Genomic DNA, 20,664 nt, shown 5'->3' with positions numbered 1-20,664 from the left:
GGGACAACCACATGGGTTACAAAAAAGTATCTCTACATAGGTGACACTTTTATCGAAACGTACCCGTTCTTTGCCTCTCTAGCATAGACCCGGCCTAGGATCACCGGACCGAAGATCACCTCCCATATATCATCACCAATCATCTCCATTCCAATGGTCTGATGCTTAAGCACATTAGCGATGTAAATTCGCAGACCTGATCGATTGATAATTCCATTGCTGTCAGTCAGGTAACACTCTACGTGGCTTGGATAACTCATTTCAGGTAGCTTTTCTGGGTAAGGCCGGGTCGAGGGCGAATAGCAGGAAGCAGGCGTTTTTTGATCAAGCGCCTCGTGCCCTCGCTCATAATTGTAGTGCTGCATAAAGCGGTTAAAGTGTTTCTGCTGAGCTTCCCAAGGAGTCGCTGGCGGTTGTGGCAGGGTGCTTTTCAGCGTTCGGTGCATGCGTTCGTGACGCCCATTCTGATCTGGTCTGCCGGGTTCAATTCGCTCAGGAATAATCCCTAACCGCAGCCACCAGATCGACAGCTGCGATAAGCCGGCCTGGCCCGTACTAGCAAATGGCACGCCGTTGTCTGTCCTGATGCGTTCCGTAAACCGTACTCGCGAAAAACCCGTTCAAAGGTCTGTTGAGTTTCCTTGAAGTTAGTGCTGGGCATGCTCTGACAGGCCAGTAGGAAACGGCTGGCGTGATCCATGATCGTCAGCGGATAGCACCAAACCCCCGCGCCTGTCAGAAACTGGCCCTTATAATCAGCGCTGAATAGCTGATTAGGCGTTTCCGCCTTGCTCAAGGGTTTGGGGTAGACCGCTACACGCCGCCGAATGCGTTGGGGCGTAATCAGGTCAGCTGCTTTGAGGATGTTGTAGATGGTCGTTTTTGACGGTGGATCCTGATCCGGAAAACGCTTGAGCAAGTCATTCTGGATTTTCTTCGGCCCTGGAGTCGTTTCTCCGATAGAGCGAAGCTCAATGATTGCCTGCCTGACGGCAACAGGCACTACATAACTCTGATTGTGTCGACGACGACTGCGCTCCTCTAGCCCGCCTGGCCCCTCAGATTCGTATCGCTCGACCCATTTGTAACCAGTCTTTCGACTGATCTCATAGTCGCTGCACAGTTTGCTAAAGGTGTGTTTCCCCTCCAGATAAGAGGCTATGAACATCACTTTAAGATCCATTGGTTTCAGCTCATTCCAGGGCACGGTCAGATCCTCTCGAAGTCAACCGTGCTAGTTAATAACTGTTACCTATGTGCGTGAACTGATTTGTAACCCATGTGGGTGAGTCATACCGGCAAGAGCGTTTTGCTTACTTTTGCGCTTTTCAAAAGTGAGCCGCCGTAAGGGCGGAACCAATAGCGGCCGTTACCCAAAAACGGATATGTACTCGATCAAACTACAACATCCCGATCGGCTGCCAGGCCGCCATCGGGGGCAAGCCCCCTCCCACAGGGGCCTGCGGCGCACCTAAAGTTGTGTAGATCCCCATGCATTGCCATGGATCGTCGTTAATACCCGACCAAAACCATCTGGCTTTCTTGATCGCCATCAAGCAGGTTTCAAACCCTCGCTTCCTATCATGGACGGGCCAAGCAACGAGGAAGCGACCATGTCAGAGACCTTCACAAAAGGCATGGCCAGGAATATCTATTTCGGAGGAAGCATCTTCTTCTTCCTGATATTCCTGGCCTTGACCTACCACACGGAACAAACCTTTCCCAAGCGCAGCAATGAAGCGCAATTAACTCAATCAGTGATACGCGGCAAAACAGTCTGGGAGCAGAACAACTGCATCGGCTGCCACACATTGCTGGGAGAGGGTGCCTACTTTGCGCCTGAGCTGGGCAACGTGTTCCAGCGCCGGGGCGGGGAGGACGGCTTCAAACCCTTCCTGCAGGCCTGGATGAAAATGCAGCCGCTGGGCGTACCGGGTCGACGAGCGATGCCCCAGTTCAAGTTGAGTGACCAGGAAGTGGATGACATCGCCGAGTTCCTCAAATGGAGCTCGAAAATCAACACCAATGGCTGGCCGCCCAACAAGGAGGGCTGAGAGATGAGCATGGCTAATCCGCATCTGAAATTCGCCTCGCAAGCCGTGGCCAAACCTTACTTCGTATTCGCCTTGATCCTGTTTCTCGGTCAGGTGCTGTTCGGTTTGATCATGGGCCTGCAATATGTGATCGGGGATTTTCTGTTCCCGATCATTCCCTTCAACGTGGCGCGAATGGTCCACACCAACCTGCTGATCGTCTGGTTGCTGTTCGGCTTCATGGGCGCCGCTTACTACCTGATTCCTGAAGAGGCCGACCGCGAACTGCACAGCCCCAGACTGGCGATCATTCTGTTTTGGGTGTTTGCCGCTGCCGGTGTGCTGACGATCCTCGGCTACCTGCTGGTGCCCTACGCGGGCCTGGCCAGGTTGACCCACAATGAGCTGCTGCCGACCATGGGCCGGGAGTTTCTGGAGCAACCGACCATCACCAAGATGGGTATTGTGCTGGTGTGCCTGGGCTTTCTCTACAACATTGGCATGACCCTGCTCAAAGGGCGCAAGACCACGGTCAGCATGGTCATGATGACCGGGTTGATCGGGCTCGCGGTGTTCTTCCTGTTCTCCTTCTACAACCCCGGCAACCTGGCCCGCGACAAGTTCTATTGGTGGTGGGTGGTGCATCTCTGGGTGGAAGGCGTGTGGGAATTGATCATGGGCGCGATGCTGGCTTTCGTGCTGATCAAGATCACCGGTGTAGACCGGGAGGTCGTAGAGAAATGGCTGTATGTGATTATCGCCATGGCGCTGATTACCGGGATCATCGGTACTGGGCACCACTTTTTCTGGATTGGCGCGCCCGAGGTCTGGTTGTGGGTCGGATCAATCTTCTCTGCAATGGAGCCGCTGCCCTTCCTGGCGATGGTGATATTCGCCTTCAGCACGGTGAAGAACCGCCGTCGACAACACCCCAACCGCGCCGCGACGCTGTGGGCAAAGGGCACCACGGTGACAGCCTTCTTCGGCGCGGGCGTCTGGGGCTTTCTACACACCCTGGCCCCGGTCAACTTCTATACCCACGGTTCGCAACTGACCGCAGCTCATGGCCACCTGGCTTTCTACGGCGCCTACGCGATGATCGTGATGACCTTGATCAGCTACGCCATGCCGCGTCTGCGCGGGCTCGGTGAAGCCGCTGACGAACGCTCGCAGACCCTGGAGATCTGGGGCTTCTGGATGATGACCCTGTCGATGGTGATGATCACGCTGTTCTTGACCGCTGCCGGTGTCGTGCAGGTTTACCTGCAACGTTGGCAGCCCGATGGGATCGCATTGCCGTTCATGGCCACGGTCGAACATTTGCAGGTGATGTTCTGGGCGCGTCTGGGCGCAGGGGTCGGGTTCTTCGCAGGGCTGCTCTGCTATTTGTTCAGCTTCAAGCAGCGGGGGCGCGCAGCCTTGCGTGCGCCGGCGGCGGTGGTGCCTTCATGAATCGGCATAACGGCTAGAAAAGGTCGGCCCGGCTGATCCAGCGGGCCGTTTTTTTGCTTTCCAACAAGGGCAAGTACCATGGCCTTTACCGTCGAACTGGAAGAGTGGGTAGGCAGCATCTGGCATCGCTTCATCACCCGGCGCGCCAGCCCGGATTTCCCCGAAGCCCGGGTTGAACTGATCAGCCAGCAACGCCCGCTGGCGCTGTTGTTTCGTGCCATGGGCGGTGCCAATGGCATGGGAGTGGAAGCGGCCAGTGACCGCGACCTGTTACTGCGGCGCAATGTGCTGCAGCAGATCGCTGGCACCTGCAAACAAGTGCCATTGGCCTGGTGTGACGAGAGTACCCTGCGGCTGCCATCGAGCCTCGCGGTATTCCCTCAAGTCGCGCTGAATGAGGAACTCTATCGTTGGCTCGCGTTGCTGGCGGCGCAGGCCGGACCGATGCGGCATTGGGGGCGGGACAACCAGCGCTGGACGCAACAGCTGTTGCGGCGTTATCCAGCGCTGCGTCCGCGCTACCAGCGCCTGGTCGAAGCCCACCTGCGATTGCGTCCGGATCCGGCTTCATTGAGCTGCGCTGAAGCGGCGCTGGAGCGCGCGTTATGTCAGGCATTGCGCCAGCCGGGCAGTGTCGAGGATTTTCCGCGCAGCGAGCGTGCGGTATGGCCGCTGCCGCTGTGGCTGTACCCGCCGCAACAGCTCGCCAGTCCGCTGACGGCCGATCTGGGCGATGAATCCGAAGACACCTTGACGACATCGCCCGGCGAGCAGAAAGGCGGGCGAAAACGCGCCAAACGTATCGATGACAGTCCGCGAGACGGTGGACTGTTGGTGGTGCGCCTGGAGAACCTGTTCAGTTGGACCGAGCACGTGGACCTGGACCGCTGGTCGGACGACAGCGAAGACCCGGATGCCGCCAGGGTCGCCGACGATCTGGACGAGCTGACCCTGTCGCGCACGCGACTGCGCAAGGGCGGTGGCTTGAAGCTGCACCTGGATTTGCCGCCCGCTGATGTCGACGATATCCCTTTGGGCGAGGGCATCAAGTTGCCCGAATGGGACTATCGCAAGCAGCGGATGCAGGACGCTTTCGTCAATCTGCAAATGATGGTGCCCCGTGACAGTCAAGCGCAGCCGCTGCCGCCACGGCTGAAGGTGTCGGCGCAGCGTCTGCGGCGTCAATTCGAGCATTTGCGCAATGATCGTCAGTGGCTGCGCCAGCAAACCCAGGGCTCGGAGCTGGACATGCAGGCCTGGCTGGATTTTCACGTTGAGCGCGAGCATGGGCAGTGCGCCGAGCGCGGTCTGTTCATGGAGCAACGCCAGACGCGCCGTGACCTGGCGTGCCTGTTGCTGGCCGATGTCTCGATGTCCACCGACGCGCACCTGAACAATGAGCATCGGGTCATCGATGTGATCCGTGACACGCTGTTGCTGTTTGGCGAAACCCTGTCGGGGCTGGGGGATGATTTCGCCCTGTACGGGTTTTCGTCGCTGCGCCGTCAGCACGTGCGCATGCAGGCACTCAAGACCTTCGCCCAGCGTTATGACGACCACACCCGGGGCCGTATTCAAGGGCTCAAGCCTGGGTATTACACGCGCATGGGCGCGGCTATTCGCCAGGCCACGTGCCTGTTGGGCAGCAGCAAGCGGCGCAGCAAGCTATTGCTGCTGCTGACCGATGGCAAACCCAATGACCTGGATGTGTATGAGGGACGCTACGGTGTCGAAGACACCCGCGAGGCGGTGCTCCAGGCCCGGCGTCAGGGGCTGACGCCGTTCTGTATCACCATCGATCGCGAGGCCGGGGATTATCTGCCCTACATGTTCGGTGCCAATGGCTACACCTTGATCCGTCAACCTGAGCAATTACCCCTGCGCTTGCCGCAACTGTATCGCCAACTGACGCAGCCTTGAGTCCAGGTCTGAATCCTGCGGCCTCAATTGATGCTGCGCGGCAACACGAAAAACATCGTAATGCAAAAGATCGTCAAGCCAACGCAGAACCACTTGAACCGGTGCAAACGGCGTGCCTGGGCGCGTTCGGCCATCACCGGCAAGGGCATGCCGCATTGCCGGCAATCGGATTGCCTGGACGGGTTGGTAGTTTGGCAATACAGGCAGACGGGCAGGGTGCTCATTCGAACTGTTCCAGGCGCAGACGATCAAGAATGGCGATCTGGCGGCCGTCCTGGGTGATGATTTTTTCATCGATCAGGCGGCGAATGATCCGTGAAAAGGTTTCCGGTTGGATCGACAGATGCCCGGCGATCAATTGCTTGGCCATCGGCAGTTCGAATTGGCTGTTGACCGGCTGCAGGCGCACCAGTTGCGTCAGCAAATAACGCACGACCCGGTGGGTGGCGTTTTTCAGCGACAGGGTTTCGATTTCATTGACCCGCTGGTGCAAGCGAACGCAGAGCTTGCCGAGTAACGCAAAAGTCAGCCGGCTGTTGCTCTGAAGCAGGCGCATGTAGGTGGCGTTGGATAGCCGATACAGTTGAGTAGGGCAGACCGCCTCGGCCGAGGCCACGTAATTGGGGGTATCCATCAACATCATCGCCTCGGCGCAGGTTTGTCGATCGCCGATGACCTCAAACACTTTTTCCTGCCCATCGGGCGTCAGCCGGTAGATTTTCACTGCCCCGGCAATCACGAAATAGAACGAATCGGCGGGCTCGTCTTGCCGGAACAAGGGTTCGCCTTTGTCGATGCTCAGCAAGTGACTGGTACTCATCAATTCATCCAGCTGTTCTTCGTTCAACGGCTCGAACAAATGATGACTGCGCAAAATCTGGTGGTGAACGCGATGAAGCACCATGGGAATTCGTCCTGAAGGTAAAGGAAGGGGCGGCCAACGAGTCAGACGAGGCCCAGGGAAAGGCCACTGGCCAGGGCCAGAACCGAGGCCAACAGCACGAACCAGGTCAGGGGTTGGATGACTTTTTTCATGACGACTCCCGCAGATCGAGGCTTTCATTGAATACCCGATGCTTGAGCAAGACGCGGGCCATGCCTGGAGGCCTTTATTCATGGGGATGGGAAGGCACGACGGTAAAAATGACCCTGGTCGATAGGGTCTTAATGACCGTATCAGGGTGATTTTTACCCTGATCCGTTCACCGTTGCAGCCGCGCAGGCCCGCACCGGCAATAAGTCGCCTCAGGGCACGGCCCTTGCACTCTTGATCTGCGACAACGGCGACTGATCGCCTATACCCGATGATGCATCCGGATTTACCTCGGCACTCGCGACTAAGTGTCAGGTCGGCAACAGGTTAGAGGAGTGGCGTTATGCAAGTGCTTGAGCGGCGTAAAGCGATGGCGATCCCGCCGCTGTTACGGCTGGCCTTCCGGCCTTTTTTCCTTGCCGGCTGCCTGTTTGCGGTGTTGGCCATTGCGCTGTGGCTGGCAGCCTTCGGCGGTTCGATTTCCCACTGGACTCCCGCAGGCGGTTGGCTGGGCTGGCATCGGCATGAACTGCTGTTCGGCTTCGGGCTGGCGATCATTGCAGGTTTTTTGCTGACGGCGGTGCAGACCTGGACCAGTCGCCCCGGGCTCAGCGGCAAGCCGCTGGCTGCGCTGGCGTTGTTGTGGCTGTGCGCACGGGCGGCCTGGTTGCTCAATGCGCCCTGGCCGCTGCTCATGGTGCTGGAATTGGCATTCCCACTGGCGGTGGCGTTGCTCATGGGGTTGAGCCTGTGGAAGGTGCGACAGAAACGTAACTATCCGATTGTGATGGTGTTGCTGTTGTTAGCCGTGGCCGATGGGTTGTCGCTTTATGGCGTACGCGAAGGCCATGGAGGCTGGCAGCGCCAAGGCGTACTGGCGGGCATCTGGCTGGTGGCAGCGATGATGGGGTTGGTCGGCGGGCGGGTCATTCCGTTTTTCACCCAGCGTGGTCTCGGTCGGGTCGAGGGAGTTGCTCCATGGCCGTGGCTGGACGGGGTGTTGTTGATCGGTGCGCCGCTGGTTGCGTTGCTGTATGCAGCGGGGCCGGCCCTCACCCCCAATGTCTGGGTGGGCCTGCTGTTCGCGGTGTTGGCGGCGGGGCATCTGGTGCGCCTGGTTCGCTGGCATGATCGGGCACTCTGGCGCGTGCCGTTGTTGTGGTCGCTGCACCTGGCCTATGGCTGGTTGGCAGCGGCGTGCCTGGGCATGGCGCTGTGGCATCTCGGCGTGCCGGTCAACCCGAGCCTGGCGGTGCATTGCCTGACGATCGGTGCCATGGGGGGGTTGGTGCTGGCGATGATTGCACGGGTCAGCCTGGGGCATACCGGTCGGCCACTTGAGCCGCCCTCGGGCATGACCCTGGCGTTCATCTTGCTCAATCTGGCGTGTCTCAGCCGGGTTGTGTTGATTGTGGTCCTGCCCTTGCCGGCGCTGTGGCTGGCCGGCCTGTGCTGGGCGCTGGCGTTTGCATTATACGCCTGGCGTTACGGGCCGATGCTGCTGCGCACTCGGGTTGACGGTCATCCGGGTTGAGCCGGCGAATGAATGGAGGTGGACAGTGATATACCCTTTTTTGCTGGTGACCCACTTGCTAGCGGCAATCGCCTTCATTGGTACGTTGTTTTTCGAAGTGGTGATCTGGCATCACGCCCGCCAGCAGTTGCCGGATGCGCCACGGTCGACGGCCGATCAGGCCATTGCCCTGCGCTCGCGCAAGGTCCTGCATGGCGTGGTGGTGCTGTTGTATGGCGCCGGCATCAGTCTGGCGTGGCAGTACCGGGGCGCCTTGAGCCAGCCGCTGGCCAGCAGTCTTGGCACGTTGTTGAGCCTGAAGATCCTGTTGGCCCTGAGCATCATCGGGCATTATTTGCTGTTGGCCTATTGGCTGAAAAACGCTCGGCTGAGCGCTCAGCGGGCAAGCTGGATTCGCCGCAGCATCCTCGGGCACATGGTGTTGATCGTGATCCTCGCCAAGGCCATGTTTTATTGGCATGGCTGATCGATAAAAGTGCCCGGCAGACAAAACCCGCGGCAACCGGTGGGCTGGCGCGGGTGGGTTGCAAGCGGCAATCGATCAGTGCCTGGGGGTCAGGGCGTTTACGAAGAGCACATTGTTTTCCAGGTGGATGTGTTGCATCAGGTCGTCGCGAAACTCCAGCAGCCCGCGATACAAGGCACGCCAGGTGTTACAGGCATCCGCTGGCGGGGTGATGTTGTTGGTCAGGGCCAGCAGTTCCTCCAGCGCCTGGCCATGCTGGTCATGTTCGAAACGCAGCACCTGGATCGGCGGGGCGGCTTGGAGGCCGATGCCCTGTTGCAGCATCGGGAAGAGCACTTGTTCTTCCTTGAGCATGTGGCCTTCGAGTTCTTGTTGAATGTCGGTCAGCAGGTCGGCCAAGCCGTTGGGGCAACTGCTGCGCGCCCCGTGGACCTGCTCGACCCGCCGGGCCAGGCGGATCAGTTCGGGCAGTTGCTCGCGGTGGCGAGCGTGGTAACGCGTGAGGAGGTGAGTGATCAACGCATGCGACGGCTCGTTGCGCCAGTCAAGTTGGGTTTCGCCGGCGTCTTGCAGGCTGTGCAGGGCCTCGGCAATCAGTGTCGGGTCGAGATCCTTGCCCAGTGCCGCTTCACGCAGGCTTTTATGTCCACCACAACAGAAGTCCAGCTTGAAGGTGTGAAAGATCCGGGTGGCACCGGGAATGTCGCAGGCCAGTTGGCCGAGGCTTTGTTCCAGCAGGGTCTGGCTCATCAGGGTTCCTTGATTGGGTTTCAACGGTTCCCCAGCCTTGTTGCATCCGGCATGCCATGTTTAATGGATTGATAAATAACGATTAATTATTAGGTGTGGTGATAGTTACCCTGACGCTCTAGGGTGAATGCCACCATAGAGGGTGATGACTACCATGCTGCGAGAAAGCCTGGCCGCCGACTTGATCGTCGAGTTGCCCAATGCCGTACGGTTCCAACGCCTGGTCCAGACCCTGCGCGAATATTTCAACAGCGGTGCCGTGGGCTTGCTGCGCCTGGATGAAGACAGCCTCAGGCCTGTCGCGACAGTGGGGTTGGTGCACGAAGCGTTGGGGCGCCGATTTGTCATCGCTCAGCATCCTCGACTGGCTGCGATCATGGCGTCGCGCGAGCCGACGTGGTTCGAGCCGGACAGCCGCCTGCCGGACCCCTACGACGGCTTGCTCGACAACCACGTGGGAGAACCGTTGCCGGTGCATGACTGCATGGGTGTGAGCCTCTACGTGGAGGGGCGCATCTGGGGCGCCATCACCCTCGATGCGTTGCATGCCGGCACCTTCGACAGCCAGGCGCGGGAGGAACTCAAGCGTTGCACCTTGCAGATCGAAGCCGCCGTGCGCGTCACCCGCCTCGAACAGGAAAACCGCAGCTTGCGCTTGTCCCGCAGCGGCCTTCAAGATGTGCGCTTGCCCGCCGACGAAGGCGAAATCCTCGGCCAGAGCGAGGCGTTGCACCAGTTGCTCAATGAGCTGGATGTACTGGCCGATTCCGACCTGCCGGTGTTGCTGTTGGGCGAGACCGGTGTCGGCAAAGAGTTGTTCGCCCGGCGCCTGCATCGTTTGTCGGGGCGCAGCCACAAGCCGTTGATACAGGTCAATTGCGCCGCCTTGCCGGAATCCTTGGCAGAAAGCGAGTTGTTCGGGCACGTCAAGGGCGCCTTTTCCGGCGCCACCAGTGACCGCGCCGGACGTTTCGATGCGGCCAACGGCGGCACACTGTTTCTTGATGAAGTCGGTGAGTTGCCGCTAAGCGTGCAGGCCAAGCTGTTGCGCGCATTGCAAAACGGCGAGATCCAGCGGCTGGGGGCGGATAAACCGTTGCACGTGGATGTACGGATCATCGCCGCGACCAACCGGCACCTGCCCGACAGCATCCGCGATGGCCTGTTCAGGGCTGACCTGTATCACCGGCTCTCGGTGTACCCGGTGCCGATTCCGCCTCTGCGCGAGCGCGGTAACGATGTGCTGATGCTCGCCGGGCATTTCCTCGAACTCAATCGGGCACGGCTCGGCTTGCGCGGTTTGCGCTTGTCGCCCGCGGCCGAGCGGGCCTTGCTGGCCTATACCTGGCCGGGCAATGTGCGCGAGCTGGAACATGTGATCAGTCGCGCTGCGTTGAAGCAACTCAGCCGCGGCACCAGTCGCGCGCTGATCATGACGCTGGAGGCGCAAATCCTCGATCTTGACAGTGCGACGGGGGCATCGGGAATGCTCGTCGAGCGGCCGCTGGAGCTGATGCCTGATGCGCCGTTCCAGGCCTTGGGCGCTGCGGTGGATCACTGCCAGCGAGAAAAAATTCTTCACGCCCTGAGTCTTTCTGCCCAGAACTGGGCGGGCGCCGCACGGCTGCTGGACGTCGACCCCAGCAACCTGCACAAACTGGCCCGGCGTCTTGGCTTGAAGTAAGCCGTGGCGGCGCCGCCTGTTGATGGCGATCAAGGTGAGGTCAGCCAGTGGCTTGCACACTGGGCCAAACCCCACGGAGATCACCGTTATGCCACTTTCCCTGGCTCAGATGCGCCGTAACTACACCCTCAACGGTCTGCTGGATGAGGCTGCGCCGGACGATCCACTGGCTATGTTCCGCCAATGGCTGCAGCAAGCGCGTGACACCGAATGCGCGCCTGTCGAGGCTAACAGCATGATGTTGGCGACGGTCGACAGTGACGGGCAACCGCACTGCCGGGTCCTGCTGCTCAAGGGCTTGAGCGACGATGGCTTCACGTTTTTCGGCAATTACCAGAGCGACAAAGGCCTGCAACTGGCCGCTAACCCGAATGCCGCCATGACGTTTTTCTGGCCAGGTCTGGAGCGTCAGGTGCGCATTGAAGGCCAGGTATCCAGGCTCGATCCGCAACTCTCGGATGCCTACTTCGACTCCCGCTCAGTGGCCAGCCGCCTGGGGGCCTGGGCTTCACCGCAAAGCCAGCCGCTGGCCAGCCGGGCAGCGCTGGATTCGCGTTTGGCCGAAACCATCAAGCGTTTCGTTGGCCAGGCCGTGCCGCGACCGCAGCACTGGGGTGGTTACTGCCTGCGCCCGGCACGCCTGGAGTTCTGGCAGGGGCGTGCCGATCGCCTGCATGATCGACTCGACTACCGTTTGCAGAACGGCGAATGGTGTCGCCGCCGCCTGGCGCCTTGAGTCTGTATTCGCCCTGTGGAGGTACCTCGTTGGAGGAATAGGCCGGGCGGCGATTCCGGTTCAGGCTTGGCCAAACCCTCATCTACGGGAAGGCTTTTATATGGCCCATTTGGCGCAACGCACCTTTATTCCCCTGAACATCGCCGTGCTGACCATCAGCGATACACGCACCTTTGACACCGATACCTCGGGGCAGACCCTGGCTGGCTTGCTGCAGACCGCCGGCCATGTGCTGATCGACCGGGCGCTGGTCAAGGACGACATTTATCAGATTCGCGCCATTGTTTCCCGGTGGATCGCCGACCCCCAGGTGCAAGTGGTATTGATGACCGGCGGCACCGGTTTCACCGTGCGCGACAACACGCCGCAAGCGGTGCTGCCATTGCTCGACAAACAGGTGGAAGGCTTTGGCGAACTGTTCCGCCAGGTCTCCCTGGCGGAAATCGGCATGTCCAGCTTGCAATCGCGGGCCCTGGCTGGAATGAGCAACGGGGTGTTGGTGTGTTGCGTCCCGGGTTCGCCAGGGGCGTGCCGGACAGCCTGGAACATGATCCTGCTGGAACAGTTGGACAGCCGCACCGGCCCCTGCAATTTCGCCCCGCATTTGAAACCGCAGCCGCAACAAGGCAATGAAGCCTGCGAGACGCGCTCATGACCGCTGGAGTGTGCGACCTCGGTCATCTGATGCCGGTGGACGAGGCCATCCAGCGTTTGTTGGGTCAGGCCCCGACACCCCCGTTGGCGCAAATGATCGGCCTGGATCAAGCCTTGGGACGAGTGCTGGCAACCGACATTCATTCCCTGGTGAACCTGCCGGCCTGGGACAACAGCGCCATGGACGGCTATGCGCTCCGGGCAGCCGACCTACCATCCCAGGGGGGGTACTTGCCCATTGGTGGGCGAATTGCTGCCGGGGATCAAGCCGGCTCGCCGTTGCTCGCCCAGCAGACGGTGCAGATTTTCACCGGCGCGCCATTGCCTGCGGGCGCCGATACAGTGGTGCCGCAAGAGCGCTGCCGGATCGACGGCGAGCGCGTCTGGTTGCCGTCCGTCAGTGCGGGCGATCACGTGCGCAAGGAAGGTGAAGAGGTTCGCCGTGGGGACCTGTTGCTCAAGGCCGGCAAGCGCTTGCGTGCACAAGAATTGGGCTTGCTGGCTGGCGCAGGCGTGGCGCGGGTCGCGGTTCATCGACCGTTGCAAGTGTGCTTGCTCAGCAGCGGCAATGAGCTGCGCGAGCCGGGCGATGTCTTGGCGCGGGGGCAGATTTACAACAGCAATCGCTATTGCCTGTCTGCGTTGCTGCGCGGCTGGGGCGTGGAGGTGCACGACTATGGCGTCATGGCAGATGAGTTGGCGGCCAGCCGCGATGCCTTGAGCCTGGCGTCGTCGGAGTGCGATTTGCTGCTCAGTTCCGGTGGCGTCTCGGTTGGCGAGGAAGACCATCTCAAACACGCGATCAAGGAACTGGGTAGCCTGGATTTCTGGCGGCTGGCCATTCAGCCGGGTAAACCCCTGGCCTTTGGCGAAGTCGCCGGCAAACCCTGGATCGGTATGCCGGGCAATCCTTCGGCGGCCCTGATTACCGCGTTGGTGGTCGTGCGGCCGTTCCTGCTCCGGGCGCAGGGCGTCACGGACGTGATGCCTGTGCCATTGGCCGTGCCGGCCGGGTTCGACTGGTTGCAACGCAACAAACGCCGTCAGTACCTGCGGGCCAGGCTGACACCCGCTGCCGACGGCCGTTTGAGCGTGGCGCTGCACCCTCAGCAAAGTTCGGCGATGTTGACCGCTGCGTGCTGGGCCGACGGGTTGGCCGTGATCGAGTGCGAGCAGCAAGTGCTCAAGCACGACAGCGTGATGTTCCTGTCCTTCGCCGACCTGATGCATTGATCGCAATTGATTGTCGTCAAGGCCATGGCGGCTGGTCTGGCTAGACTGGCAGCGCCTTTCTGATCGGTGCACTAGCGATCCCGGGCGAGAGTCAAGACGCGTTTTTCATGAGGATTACCCATGCAACTGGTTTGTCCGGCAGGGAATCTGCCTGCGCTTAAAGCGGCGGTGCGCGAAGGCGCGGATGCCGTCTATGTCGGTTTTCGCGATGACACCAACGCCCGGCATTTTGCCGGCCTGAATATGGATGACAAGCAGTTCGACGCTGCGGTCGCCCACATCCGTCAGCACCAACGCAAACTCTACGTCGCGGTGAATACCTACCCGCAACCCAAGGGCTGGGAACGCTGGCAGCGGGCGGTCGATCGGGCTGCCGATTTCGGCGTGGACGCGCTGATCGCCGCCGATCCCGGGGTGCTCAACTATGCCAGCCAGCGGCACCCGCAACTGGCGTTGCACCTGTCGGTCCAGGGCTCGGCCACCCACGCTGCGGCGCTGCAGTTTTACGCCCAGCGCTACGGTATCCGGCGTGCGGTGCTGCCACGGGTGCTGTCGTTGGCGCAGGTGCGTCAGGTCGCCGCCACCAGCCCGGTGCCGATCGAAGTGTTTGGCTTTGGCAGCTTGTGCATCATGGCCGAGGGGCGTTGCCACCTGTCCTCCTACATCACCGGCGAGTCGCCGAACCTGTGCGGTGTCTGTTCGCCGGCCAAGGCTGTGCGTTGGAGTGAAGACGCCCAAGGCTTGAGCGCGCGCCTCAGCGAAGTACTGATTGATCGCTATACCCCTGACGAGCCGGCCGGTTACCCAACGTTGTGCAAGGGCCGCTTTCTGGTCGACGGCAAACGCTTTCATGCGCTGGAGGAGCCCACCAGCCTCGACACCCTCGACTTGCTCCCTGAGCTGAGCGCCATCGGCGTCGAGGCGGTAAAAATCGAAGGTCGCCAACGCAGCCCGGCCTATGTCGAGCAAGTCACCCGCGTCTGGCGGGCCGCACTCGATGCCCATCGCGGCTCACCGGGCAGTTTCCAGGTCAAGGCGCAATGGCGCCAGGTGCTGGCTGGTTTGTCCGAAGGCAGCCAGACCACCCTGGGTGCTTATCATCGATCGTGGCAATGAGGGACGAAACATGAAGCTCAGCCTTGGACCGGTCCTGTTTTATTGGGATAAAGAACAACTCAGCAACTTTTACGCCGAGATGTCGGCCTTGCCCCTGGACGTGATTTATCTGGGGGAAACCGTGTGTTCGAAACGTCGGGCTTTTTCACTGGATCAATGGCTGGGGCTGGGGCGCGAATTGCAGGCCTGCAGCCAGGCGCAATTGGTGATCTCCAGCCTGACGCTGATCGAGGCCGCGTCCGAACTTTCCAGTCTGCGGCGGCTCTGCGACAACGGCCAACTGCTGGTGGAAGCCAATGACATGGGCGCGGTGCAGTTTCTGGCTGAACGCAAGTTGCCGTTCGTGGGCGGCCCGGCGCTCAACCTGTACAACGGGCATGCGCTGGCGCAATTGCTCGACTGCGGCATGACCCGCTGGGTACCGCCGGTGGAATGTTCGGCAGCGTTGATCGGCGATGTGATCGAGCAGGTCCGCAAGCTCGGCCGTGACGTGCCGGAAGTGGAAATCTTCGCCTATGGGCATTTGCCCTTGGCCTATTCCGCCCGCTGCTTTACGGCCCGCGCGGAAGACCGGCCGAAGGACGACTGCCAGTTCTGTTGCATCAACTACCCCGATGGCCTGGCGCTGGCCAGCCAGGAAGGCCAGCCGTTGTTCACCCTTAACGGCATTCAAACGATGTCGGCGCAGGTGACCAATTTGCTGGCCGATTATTCCGGGTTGGTAGCCTGCGGGGCTGATCTGTTACGCCTGAGTCCACGAGCCCAGGGCATGAACGAGGTGATCGAGGCGTACCAACGGGTTCGTCTGGGCCAGACACCGCCGCTGTTCGTCGACGGTTGCAATGGTTACTGGCATGGCCAGGCCGGCATGCTGCGCGTTGAGGAGGTCGGCCTGTGTTGAACCGCAAAGCGTGGCTATTGAAAGGCGCTGATCGCTTACTGCCGCTGATACGCCGAGTGCCCTTTGCGGTGCAGCGCCTGGCGCTGCAGCAGGCGCTGAATCGCTGCCTCGCCGAGCCATTGCGCGACGGTGAATTCGAAGTGCTGCGCGGGCGTTGGCTGTGCCTGCAAATTGCCGATCTGGGGTTGTCCTGGTACTTGACCCTGGGCCGCGAGGGCTTGCAAATTGCCCGTCAGGCCCAGGCTCACGTGACCATCAGCGGCAATTGGCGAGAGTTCCTGCTCCTGGCCAGTCGCCAGGAGGATCCGGACACGCTGTTTTTCCGCCGGCGCCTGGTCATCCAGGGTGATACCGAGTTGGGGTTGGCGCTGAAGAACCTGATCGACAGCCTGGACCCTGACGTCTTGCCGGTCTGGTTGTGGCGCAATCTTGAGCGGGCGGGCAAGGGGCTGGCGGTGCAGTAGAGGCATAGGTATCTACACCACTTTGCTACGCCGCTGCTCCCTGACAGCTTATAGCGATCTAACTGATGCACCGCGATCCAAATGTGGGAGGGGCGGTGCGACGATTCGACTTGCCCCCGATGGCGGCCTGACAGCCGACCAGTACCTGACTGACGGTCTCGGTCCAAATGTGGGAGGGGGCTTGCCCCCGATGGCGGCCTGACAGCCGACCAGTATTTGACTGATGGTCTCGGCCCAAGTGTGGGAGGGGGCTTGCCCCCGATGGCGGCCTGACAGCCGACCAGTATTTGACTGATGGTCTCGGCCCAAGTGTGGGAGGGGGCTTGCCCCCGATGGCGGCCTGACAACCGACCAGTATTTGACTGATGGTCTCGGCCCAAGTGTGGGAGGGGCTTGCCCCCGATGGCGGCCTGACAGCCGACCAGTATTTGACTGATGGTCTCGACCCAAGTGTGGGAGGGGGCTTGCCCCCGATGGCGGCCTGACAGCCGACCAGTATTTGACTGATGGTCTCGGCCCAAGTGTGGGAGGGGGCTTGCCCCCGATGGCGGCCTGACAGCCGACCAGTATTTGACTGATGGTCTCGGCCTAAGTGTGGGAGGGGGCTTGCCCCCGATGGCGGCCTGACAGCCGACCAGTATTTGACTGATGGTCTCGGCCCAAGTGTGGGAGGGGGCTTGCCCCCGATGGCGGCCTGACAGCCGACCAGTATTTGACTGATGGTCTCGGCCCAAGTGTGGGAGGGGGCTTGCCCCCGATGGCGGCCTGACAACCGACCAGCATGCCGGATCAGAGCGAGTACATATCCATTGCTGCGGTAACGGCCACTTAGGGTTCCGCTTTTACAGCGGGTCACTTTGAAAAGCGCAAAGTAACCAAACGCTCTTGCCCCACCACTTGGCACCTCGCTCAGGCTCGGTGTGCCCGTAATCCGACAGGGATTTGGGGGGCCGCCGCCACGCGCCATCCATGGCGCGGGGCGGCTAAACCGGCATCCCTGCCGGTTTACCCCCCAAATCCCTGTCGAATTCCGGCCAGCGTGGTTTAACGGGGCGCCTAAGATCAAGATCAAAAGCAGATCAAAAGCAGATCAAAAGCAGATCAAAAGCAGATCAAAAGCAGATCAAGAGCAAAAGCGGCTCGCTACGCATCGTGGTTACCGTCGGCTGCCACACAGTTGAGCTGGTATTGCGCATTCATCGCAGCCAATCGTGTCTATTGGAACGCAGCCAGATCCTTTTCGGCGAGGATGCTGATGTTGCGTCGTTGCATCTGGATCAGTCCGCACTCGACCAGGCGATGCAAAATCCGCGAAAAGGTTTCCGGTTGAATCCCCAGCTTCGACGCCACCAGGCGTTTGGATACCGGCAAGACAATCTGTCCGGTAACCGGGTGGCGTTCCTGGAGCAGAAAACTGATCACCCGACGGCTCGCGCTCGCCATGGTCAAGGTGTCGATGTCCCGCAGGCGCAGGTGCAGATGGACGCTCATGCTCGCCAGGATAGCCAGGCAGACTTTCGGCTGGTCTTCCAGCGCCTTGCGGTAATGGTGGCCCTCGATACTGACCAGCACGCTGTCCTTGAGGGCGGTGCCGCTGACCGGGTAAAGCCGGGCCTGGCTGAAGAGCAGGGCTTCGGCGAAGGTCTGGCCGGGTTGAATGATTTCCACCAGGTTTTCCTGGCCTTCGCCGTTGAGGCGGTAGAGTTTGATCTGGCCGCTGACCAGCAGGAAAAAGCGCTTGGCCGGATCGCCCTGGTACATCAGCGTGGCTTGGCACGGCAGGCGCTTGAGCATGGCCAGGCCGCAGACTTGCTCGAAAACGTTCTCCGGCAATTGGCTGAACAGATGATGACGACGCAGCGTTAAAACGATGGAAGGGTGGGTCAGCATGGCGTACCTCCGCTGACGGTCATTGTAGAGCGCGCAGGGGGGTTGACCTATGCCTCTGCCGGCCTACCTCCAAGGAGGCATGCCTCAGCCCGTAATGCGCAGATGCTCCATGGCCCACACCGCCGCTTCGACCCGTGAACGCAAGCCGAGTTTGTGCAGCAGGTTCTTGACGTGGACCTTGACCGTTCCTTCGGTGATGCCCAGCTTGTGTCCGATAACCTTGTTGCTGTAGCCGCTGGCGATGGTCTTCAACACCTGGCGTTCACGCTCGGTCAGTTCTACCACCGCTTGACGCGGCGGTGAGCGCAACGCCTGGGCCATGACCTGCGTCAGGCCAGGGCTGATGACCAATGCGCCTTCGAGGGCATCGCGGATGTACTGGATCAGCAGCTCGGGCTCCATGTCCTTGAGCAGATAACCGTCGGCATCCAGGCGCAGCGCATCGCGAATGTCGTCTTCGGCATCCGACACGGTAAACAGCAGTACCTTGCCGGTGTAATGCATGGCCCGTAATCGACGCAGGGTCTCAATGCCATTCATCTGCGGCATGTTGTTGTCGAGTAGTACCAGGTCCGGTTGCAGTGGCTCGATCAGGGTGAGTGCTTCTTCGCCATGGTTGGCTTCGCCGACGATCAGGAAATCATCTTCGAGTTCAAGCATCTGGCGAATGCCGTGACGCATCATTGGATGATCGTCTACCAGCAGGATTCTATGGTGGGGGGACGGGGTCATGCGACGCTACCTTCTGTTTGCCGTTCGAGAAACTCGGGATGAAACTCCAGTTGGACGCGGGTCCCTTGCGGCGTCCTGGAAATTATCTGCAACTGGCCGCGCAGGCTGCGCGCACGTTCATCCATGATGTTCAGGCCGTGGTGTTCGCGTTGGTCGACAGTGCCGCTGAAGCCGCGCCCGTCATCTTCGACCGAGAGCCTGACGGTTTCGCCGTCCTGGCGCAGTTGCAGCCAGACGTTTTGCGCATGCGCATGGCGCAGACAGTTGGAAAGCGCCTCGCGGGTGATCTGCAAGATGTGGATTTGCTCGCTGGCGCAGAGCTGGAAGGCCAGCGCATCGACGTGCAGGTGGACCTTGAACTCGCCGCGACGGGAGAACTCCTCGGCGGTGTCCTTGAGCTCCTGCACCAGGCCTGCATCATTGATCTGCAAGCGAAAAGTGGTCAGCAGTTCGCGTAGCTGGCGGTAGGCATTGTTCAGGCCCTCGCGTAACTCAGCGGTGACGGTTTCCAGGGTTTCGACCGGTTCGCCGCGGCGCATCAGGGTTTGCATGCGGCTGACTTGCAGCTTCATGTAGGACAGGGCCTGCGCCAGTGAATCGTGCAATTCGCGGGCGATGATCGTGCGCTCTTCAAGGAGCAGCAGGCGATGGTCCTGTTCCCGTTGGCGTTTGAGCGAAAGCGAGGTGCCGATCAGGTTGGCGAGGGCCTGGATCAGTTGGGTTTCCCAGGCTTGCGCGGGATGGCCGTCGACAAAGTGGGCCTTGAGCTCACCCAGTTCGCTGCCCTGGTTGCTGATGCTGAAGGTTTGCGGGCTGGTTTTGTGGTGTTTCTGGCACGTGGCGCAATCGCTGCTGGCGCAGACATCCCGACTGTCGGCGCCGTGCAGGGCGAGTAATTGCTGGGCCGGTGCCTGCAAGTGTCCTTGCAGGCACAACGACAGGCGCAAGCCGGGCAGGCGTTGCTGGAAGCGCCGGATCAACTCGTCCAGCCCCTCGGCATTGGCCAGGCGCGTGGCCAGGCTTCGGCTGCTTTGATAGAGCAGTTCCAGCGCCGCGTTGGCTTGCTGCAGGTTCAAGGTTTTTTGCTGGACCTGGCTTTCAAGCGTGCGGTGCGACTCCTCGATCGTCTCGGCCATGGCGTTGAAACTGGTGGCCAACTGGCCCAGTTCGTCATGGGACTGATGATTGACCCGCACCTGGAACTCGCCGCGACGAAAGCGCTGGGTGGCGGCCACCAACTCTTGCAGCGGCGAGACGACGCCATACTGCAGTTCGTAGAGCCCGAGCAGCAAGACGATCAGCGTAGTGAACAAGGCCAGGCCTTGAATGACCTGTTGCCAGCCTTGCTTTTGCTCGCTCTGGCGCTGCAGCAGGCTGACGAACTGGTTCAGTTGTTCGACGAAGGGCAGGGCCATGGCCTGAAAAGCACTTGCATCGCCACGTTGAAGTGCCGGGTGCAAATCATCCTTCCAGCGTTGCTGGATCTGCCCATAGCTGATTTGCAAATCGGTGGTCGGGCCATCTTCCAGCACCGCCTTGAGGGAATGGCTATTGAGGCGGGTTTGCAGGCTGTCAGTGATGGCAGCGATTTCTTCGCGGGGAGCGCCAGCGGCCAGTTTCCAGCTCAGGTGGTAAGTCTCCATGCGCACCGAGCCAGCGGTATTGATGGCGGCGGCATCGCCTTGGCTGAACCAGGCGATCAACCCGGCGCTCAAGGAGCTGGCCAGGGCGAGGATGGCGATGAGGATCACCGCCAGCCCGGCGCGAGCGGGCAGGGAGCTGCGCAACCAGCGCATCATCAGCGCTGACCCTGGGCAAAGCCACGAAAACTGAGCATACGGCGTCCCGGAACACGGTTTTGCATCCCGTCCCGGGTGCGCTACCTCTAAAGAGTTGCCGACCGCTCCCTGTCAGTAAAGGTGGGGCTGTAAAACCTTAAGAAGCTGATAAATAAAGGCTTTCCAGGTGTCCATGCACTACCTCCTTAGAGGTAGACAGGCTAAGCATAGGCCTATGCCCCCTTGGGCTTCGTTGACATGGGTCAAGTTTTTGCAGGGTTGGCGTCT

General features: G+C 60.5%; 18 protein-coding genes and 1 pseudogene. 12 read left to right on the top strand and 7 right to left on the bottom strand.

Translation table 11 applies throughout. From position 1 onward, the window contains the following. Positions 1-32 precede the first annotated feature (32 nt). Positions 33-1,207 (bottom strand): annotated as a pseudogene (locus NMB39_RS18045) (integrase core domain-containing protein). A 406-nt stretch (positions 1,208-1,613) separates the two neighbouring features. Here NMB39_RS18045 and NMB39_RS18040 point away from each other — a divergent pair. The 3 genes from NMB39_RS18040 to NMB39_RS18030 all read left to right on the top strand — a co-directional run bounded on the left by NMB39_RS18040 (position 1,614) and on the right by NMB39_RS18030 (position 5,405). Beyond that, positions 1,614-2,054, top strand: a complete 441-nt coding sequence (locus tag NMB39_RS18040; RefSeq protein WP_043051390.1) for a c-type cytochrome — start codon at positions 1,614-1,616, stop codon at positions 2,052-2,054. A gap of 3 nt (positions 2,055-2,057) precedes the next feature. After that, positions 2,058-3,485, top strand: a complete 1,428-nt coding sequence (locus NMB39_RS18035; protein ID WP_043051391.1) for a cbb3-type cytochrome c oxidase subunit I — start codon at positions 2,058-2,060, stop codon at positions 3,483-3,485. Positions 3,486-3,563: 78 nt separating this feature from the next. After that, positions 3,564-5,405, top strand: coding sequence for a nitric oxide reductase activation protein NorD (locus NMB39_RS18030; protein WP_494340316.1), 1,842 nt, complete (start codon positions 3,564-3,566; stop codon positions 5,403-5,405). 23 nt (positions 5,406-5,428) lie between these two features. Here the strand turns inward: NMB39_RS18030 and NMB39_RS18025 are convergent, their stop codons facing one another. Both NMB39_RS18025 and NMB39_RS18020 read right to left on the bottom strand, forming a co-directional pair. Continuing rightward, positions 5,429-5,629, bottom strand: coding sequence for a protein DnrP (locus tag NMB39_RS18025; RefSeq protein ID WP_494340317.1), 201 nt, complete (start codon positions 5,627-5,629; stop codon positions 5,429-5,431). Then, entirely contained in the window at positions 5,626-6,309 is a 684-nt protein-coding gene (locus tag NMB39_RS18020; protein ID WP_057024113.1) for a Crp/Fnr family transcriptional regulator, read from the bottom strand. Before NMB39_RS18020 ends, NMB39_RS18025 begins: the two co-directional genes overlap by 4 nt. A 472-nt stretch (positions 6,310-6,781) precedes the next feature. Here NMB39_RS18020 and NMB39_RS18015 point away from each other — a divergent pair, with 472 nt between their 5' ends. Next, positions 6,782-7,972, top strand: a complete 1,191-nt coding sequence (locus NMB39_RS18015; protein ID WP_494340318.1) for an NnrS family protein — start codon at positions 6,782-6,784, stop codon at positions 7,970-7,972. Between the two features lie 28 nt (positions 7,973-8,000). Beyond that, positions 8,001-8,438 (top strand): hypothetical protein, encoded by a 438-nt coding sequence (locus NMB39_RS18010; protein ID WP_082636692.1) that lies wholly within the window; start codon positions 8,001-8,003, stop codon positions 8,436-8,438. A 75-nt stretch (positions 8,439-8,513) separates the two neighbouring features. Here NMB39_RS18010 and ytfE read toward each other — a convergent pair whose 3' ends face one another. Further along, positions 8,514-9,188, bottom strand: coding sequence for an iron-sulfur cluster repair protein YtfE (gene ytfE / locus NMB39_RS18005; RefSeq protein ID WP_198721107.1), 675 nt, complete (start codon positions 9,186-9,188; stop codon positions 8,514-8,516). 154 nt (positions 9,189-9,342) lie between these two features. Here ytfE and norR point away from each other — a divergent pair, with 154 nt between their 5' ends. The 7 genes from norR to ubiT all read left to right on the top strand — a co-directional run bounded on the left by norR (position 9,343) and on the right by ubiT (position 15,976). Next, a complete protein-coding gene (gene norR, locus NMB39_RS18000) occupies positions 9,343-10,872 on the top strand; it encodes a nitric oxide reductase transcriptional regulator NorR (RefSeq protein ID WP_494340319.1) in 1,530 nt (509 codons plus the stop codon). Between the two features lie 88 nt (positions 10,873-10,960). Further along, complete coding sequence (gene pdxH, locus NMB39_RS17995) at positions 10,961-11,608, top strand: pyridoxamine 5'-phosphate oxidase (protein WP_057024109.1); 648 nt, start codon at positions 10,961-10,963, stop codon at positions 11,606-11,608. 100 nt (positions 11,609-11,708) lie between these two features. Continuing rightward, positions 11,709-12,263: a molybdenum cofactor biosynthesis protein B gene (gene moaB, locus NMB39_RS17990; protein WP_057024108.1), complete on the top strand. Its 555-nt coding sequence runs from the start codon at positions 11,709-11,711 to the stop codon at positions 12,261-12,263. Continuing rightward, positions 12,260-13,495: a molybdopterin molybdotransferase MoeA gene (locus NMB39_RS17985; protein WP_494340320.1), complete on the top strand. Its 1,236-nt coding sequence runs from the start codon at positions 12,260-12,262 to the stop codon at positions 13,493-13,495. Before moaB ends, NMB39_RS17985 begins: the two co-directional genes overlap by 4 nt. Positions 13,496-13,615: 120 nt before the next feature. Next, positions 13,616-14,611 carry a ubiquinone anaerobic biosynthesis protein UbiU gene (ubiU, locus tag NMB39_RS17980; protein WP_057012333.1) on the top strand — a complete coding sequence of 332 codons (996 nt, stop codon included), beginning with the start codon at positions 13,616-13,618 and terminating at the stop codon, positions 14,609-14,611. Positions 14,612-14,621: 10 nt separating this feature from the next. Then, the gene (locus NMB39_RS17975; protein ID WP_494340321.1) at positions 14,622-15,512 is read left to right on the top strand and encodes a U32 family peptidase; all 891 of its coding nucleotides are present in this window, start codon (positions 14,622-14,624) and stop codon (positions 15,510-15,512) included. Next, the gene (gene ubiT, locus NMB39_RS17970) at positions 15,506-15,976 is read left to right on the top strand and encodes a ubiquinone anaerobic biosynthesis accessory factor UbiT (protein WP_198721104.1); all 471 of its coding nucleotides are present in this window, start codon (positions 15,506-15,508) and stop codon (positions 15,974-15,976) included. Before NMB39_RS17975 ends, ubiT begins: the two co-directional genes overlap by 7 nt. Positions 15,977-17,191: 1,215 nt before the next feature. Here the strand turns inward: ubiT and NMB39_RS17965 are convergent. The 3 genes from NMB39_RS17965 to NMB39_RS17955 form a co-directional block, all read right to left on the bottom strand. Further along, positions 17,192-17,866 (bottom strand): Crp/Fnr family transcriptional regulator, encoded by a 675-nt coding sequence (locus NMB39_RS17965; RefSeq protein ID WP_494340322.1) that lies wholly within the window; start codon positions 17,864-17,866, stop codon positions 17,192-17,194. Positions 17,867-17,950: 84 nt separating this feature from the next. Next, positions 17,951-18,598: a two-component system response regulator NarL gene (gene narL / locus NMB39_RS17960; RefSeq protein WP_057025438.1), complete on the bottom strand. Its 648-nt coding sequence runs from the start codon at positions 18,596-18,598 to the stop codon at positions 17,951-17,953. Further along, complete coding sequence (locus NMB39_RS17955; protein WP_198719066.1) at positions 18,595-20,397, bottom strand: histidine kinase; 1,803 nt, start codon at positions 20,395-20,397, stop codon at positions 18,595-18,597. The genes narL and NMB39_RS17955 overlap by 4 nt, the downstream gene beginning before the upstream one ends. Positions 20,398-20,664 lie beyond the last annotated feature (267 nt).

The organism is Pseudomonas sp. FBCC-B545 (assembly GCF_059134095.1).
This window is presented reverse-complemented; position numbering and strand designations above follow the sequence as displayed.

Excerpts from the sequence above, each read along its gene's own strand:
- NMB39_RS18040 (WP_043051390.1), top strand. The coding sequence starts at position 1,614 with ATGTCAGAGACCTTCACAAAAGGCATGGCCAGGAATATCTATTTCGGA.
- NMB39_RS18035 (WP_043051391.1), top strand. The coding sequence starts at position 2,058 with ATGAGCATGGCTAATCCGCATCTGAAATTCGCCTCGCAAGCCGTGGCC.
- NMB39_RS18030 (WP_494340316.1), top strand. The coding sequence starts at position 3,564 with ATGGCCTTTACCGTCGAACTGGAAGAGTGGGTAGGCAGCATCTGGCAT.
- NMB39_RS18025 (WP_494340317.1), bottom strand. The coding sequence starts at position 5,629 with ATGAGCACCCTGCCCGTCTGCCTGTATTGCCAAACTACCAACCCGTCC.
- NMB39_RS18020 (WP_057024113.1), bottom strand. The coding sequence starts at position 6,309 with ATGGTGCTTCATCGCGTTCACCACCAGATTTTGCGCAGTCATCATTTG.
- NMB39_RS18015 (WP_494340318.1), top strand. The coding sequence starts at position 6,782 with ATGCAAGTGCTTGAGCGGCGTAAAGCGATGGCGATCCCGCCGCTGTTA.
- ytfE (WP_198721107.1), bottom strand. The coding sequence starts at position 9,188 with ATGAGCCAGACCCTGCTGGAACAAAGCCTCGGCCAACTGGCCTGCGAC.
- norR (WP_494340319.1), top strand. The coding sequence starts at position 9,343 with ATGCTGCGAGAAAGCCTGGCCGCCGACTTGATCGTCGAGTTGCCCAAT.
- pdxH (WP_057024109.1), top strand. The coding sequence starts at position 10,961 with ATGCCACTTTCCCTGGCTCAGATGCGCCGTAACTACACCCTCAACGGT.
- moaB (WP_057024108.1), top strand. The coding sequence starts at position 11,709 with ATGGCCCATTTGGCGCAACGCACCTTTATTCCCCTGAACATCGCCGTG.
- NMB39_RS17985 (WP_494340320.1), top strand. The coding sequence starts at position 12,260 with ATGACCGCTGGAGTGTGCGACCTCGGTCATCTGATGCCGGTGGACGAG.
- ubiU (WP_057012333.1), top strand. The coding sequence starts at position 13,616 with ATGCAACTGGTTTGTCCGGCAGGGAATCTGCCTGCGCTTAAAGCGGCG.
- NMB39_RS17975 (WP_494340321.1), top strand. The coding sequence starts at position 14,622 with ATGAAGCTCAGCCTTGGACCGGTCCTGTTTTATTGGGATAAAGAACAA.
- NMB39_RS17965 (WP_494340322.1), bottom strand. The coding sequence starts at position 17,866 with ATGCTGACCCACCCTTCCATCGTTTTAACGCTGCGTCGTCATCATCTG.
- narL (WP_057025438.1), bottom strand. The coding sequence starts at position 18,598 with ATGACCCCGTCCCCCCACCATAGAATCCTGCTGGTAGACGATCATCCA.
- NMB39_RS17955 (WP_198719066.1), bottom strand. The coding sequence starts at position 20,397 with ATGATGCGCTGGTTGCGCAGCTCCCTGCCCGCTCGCGCCGGGCTGGCG.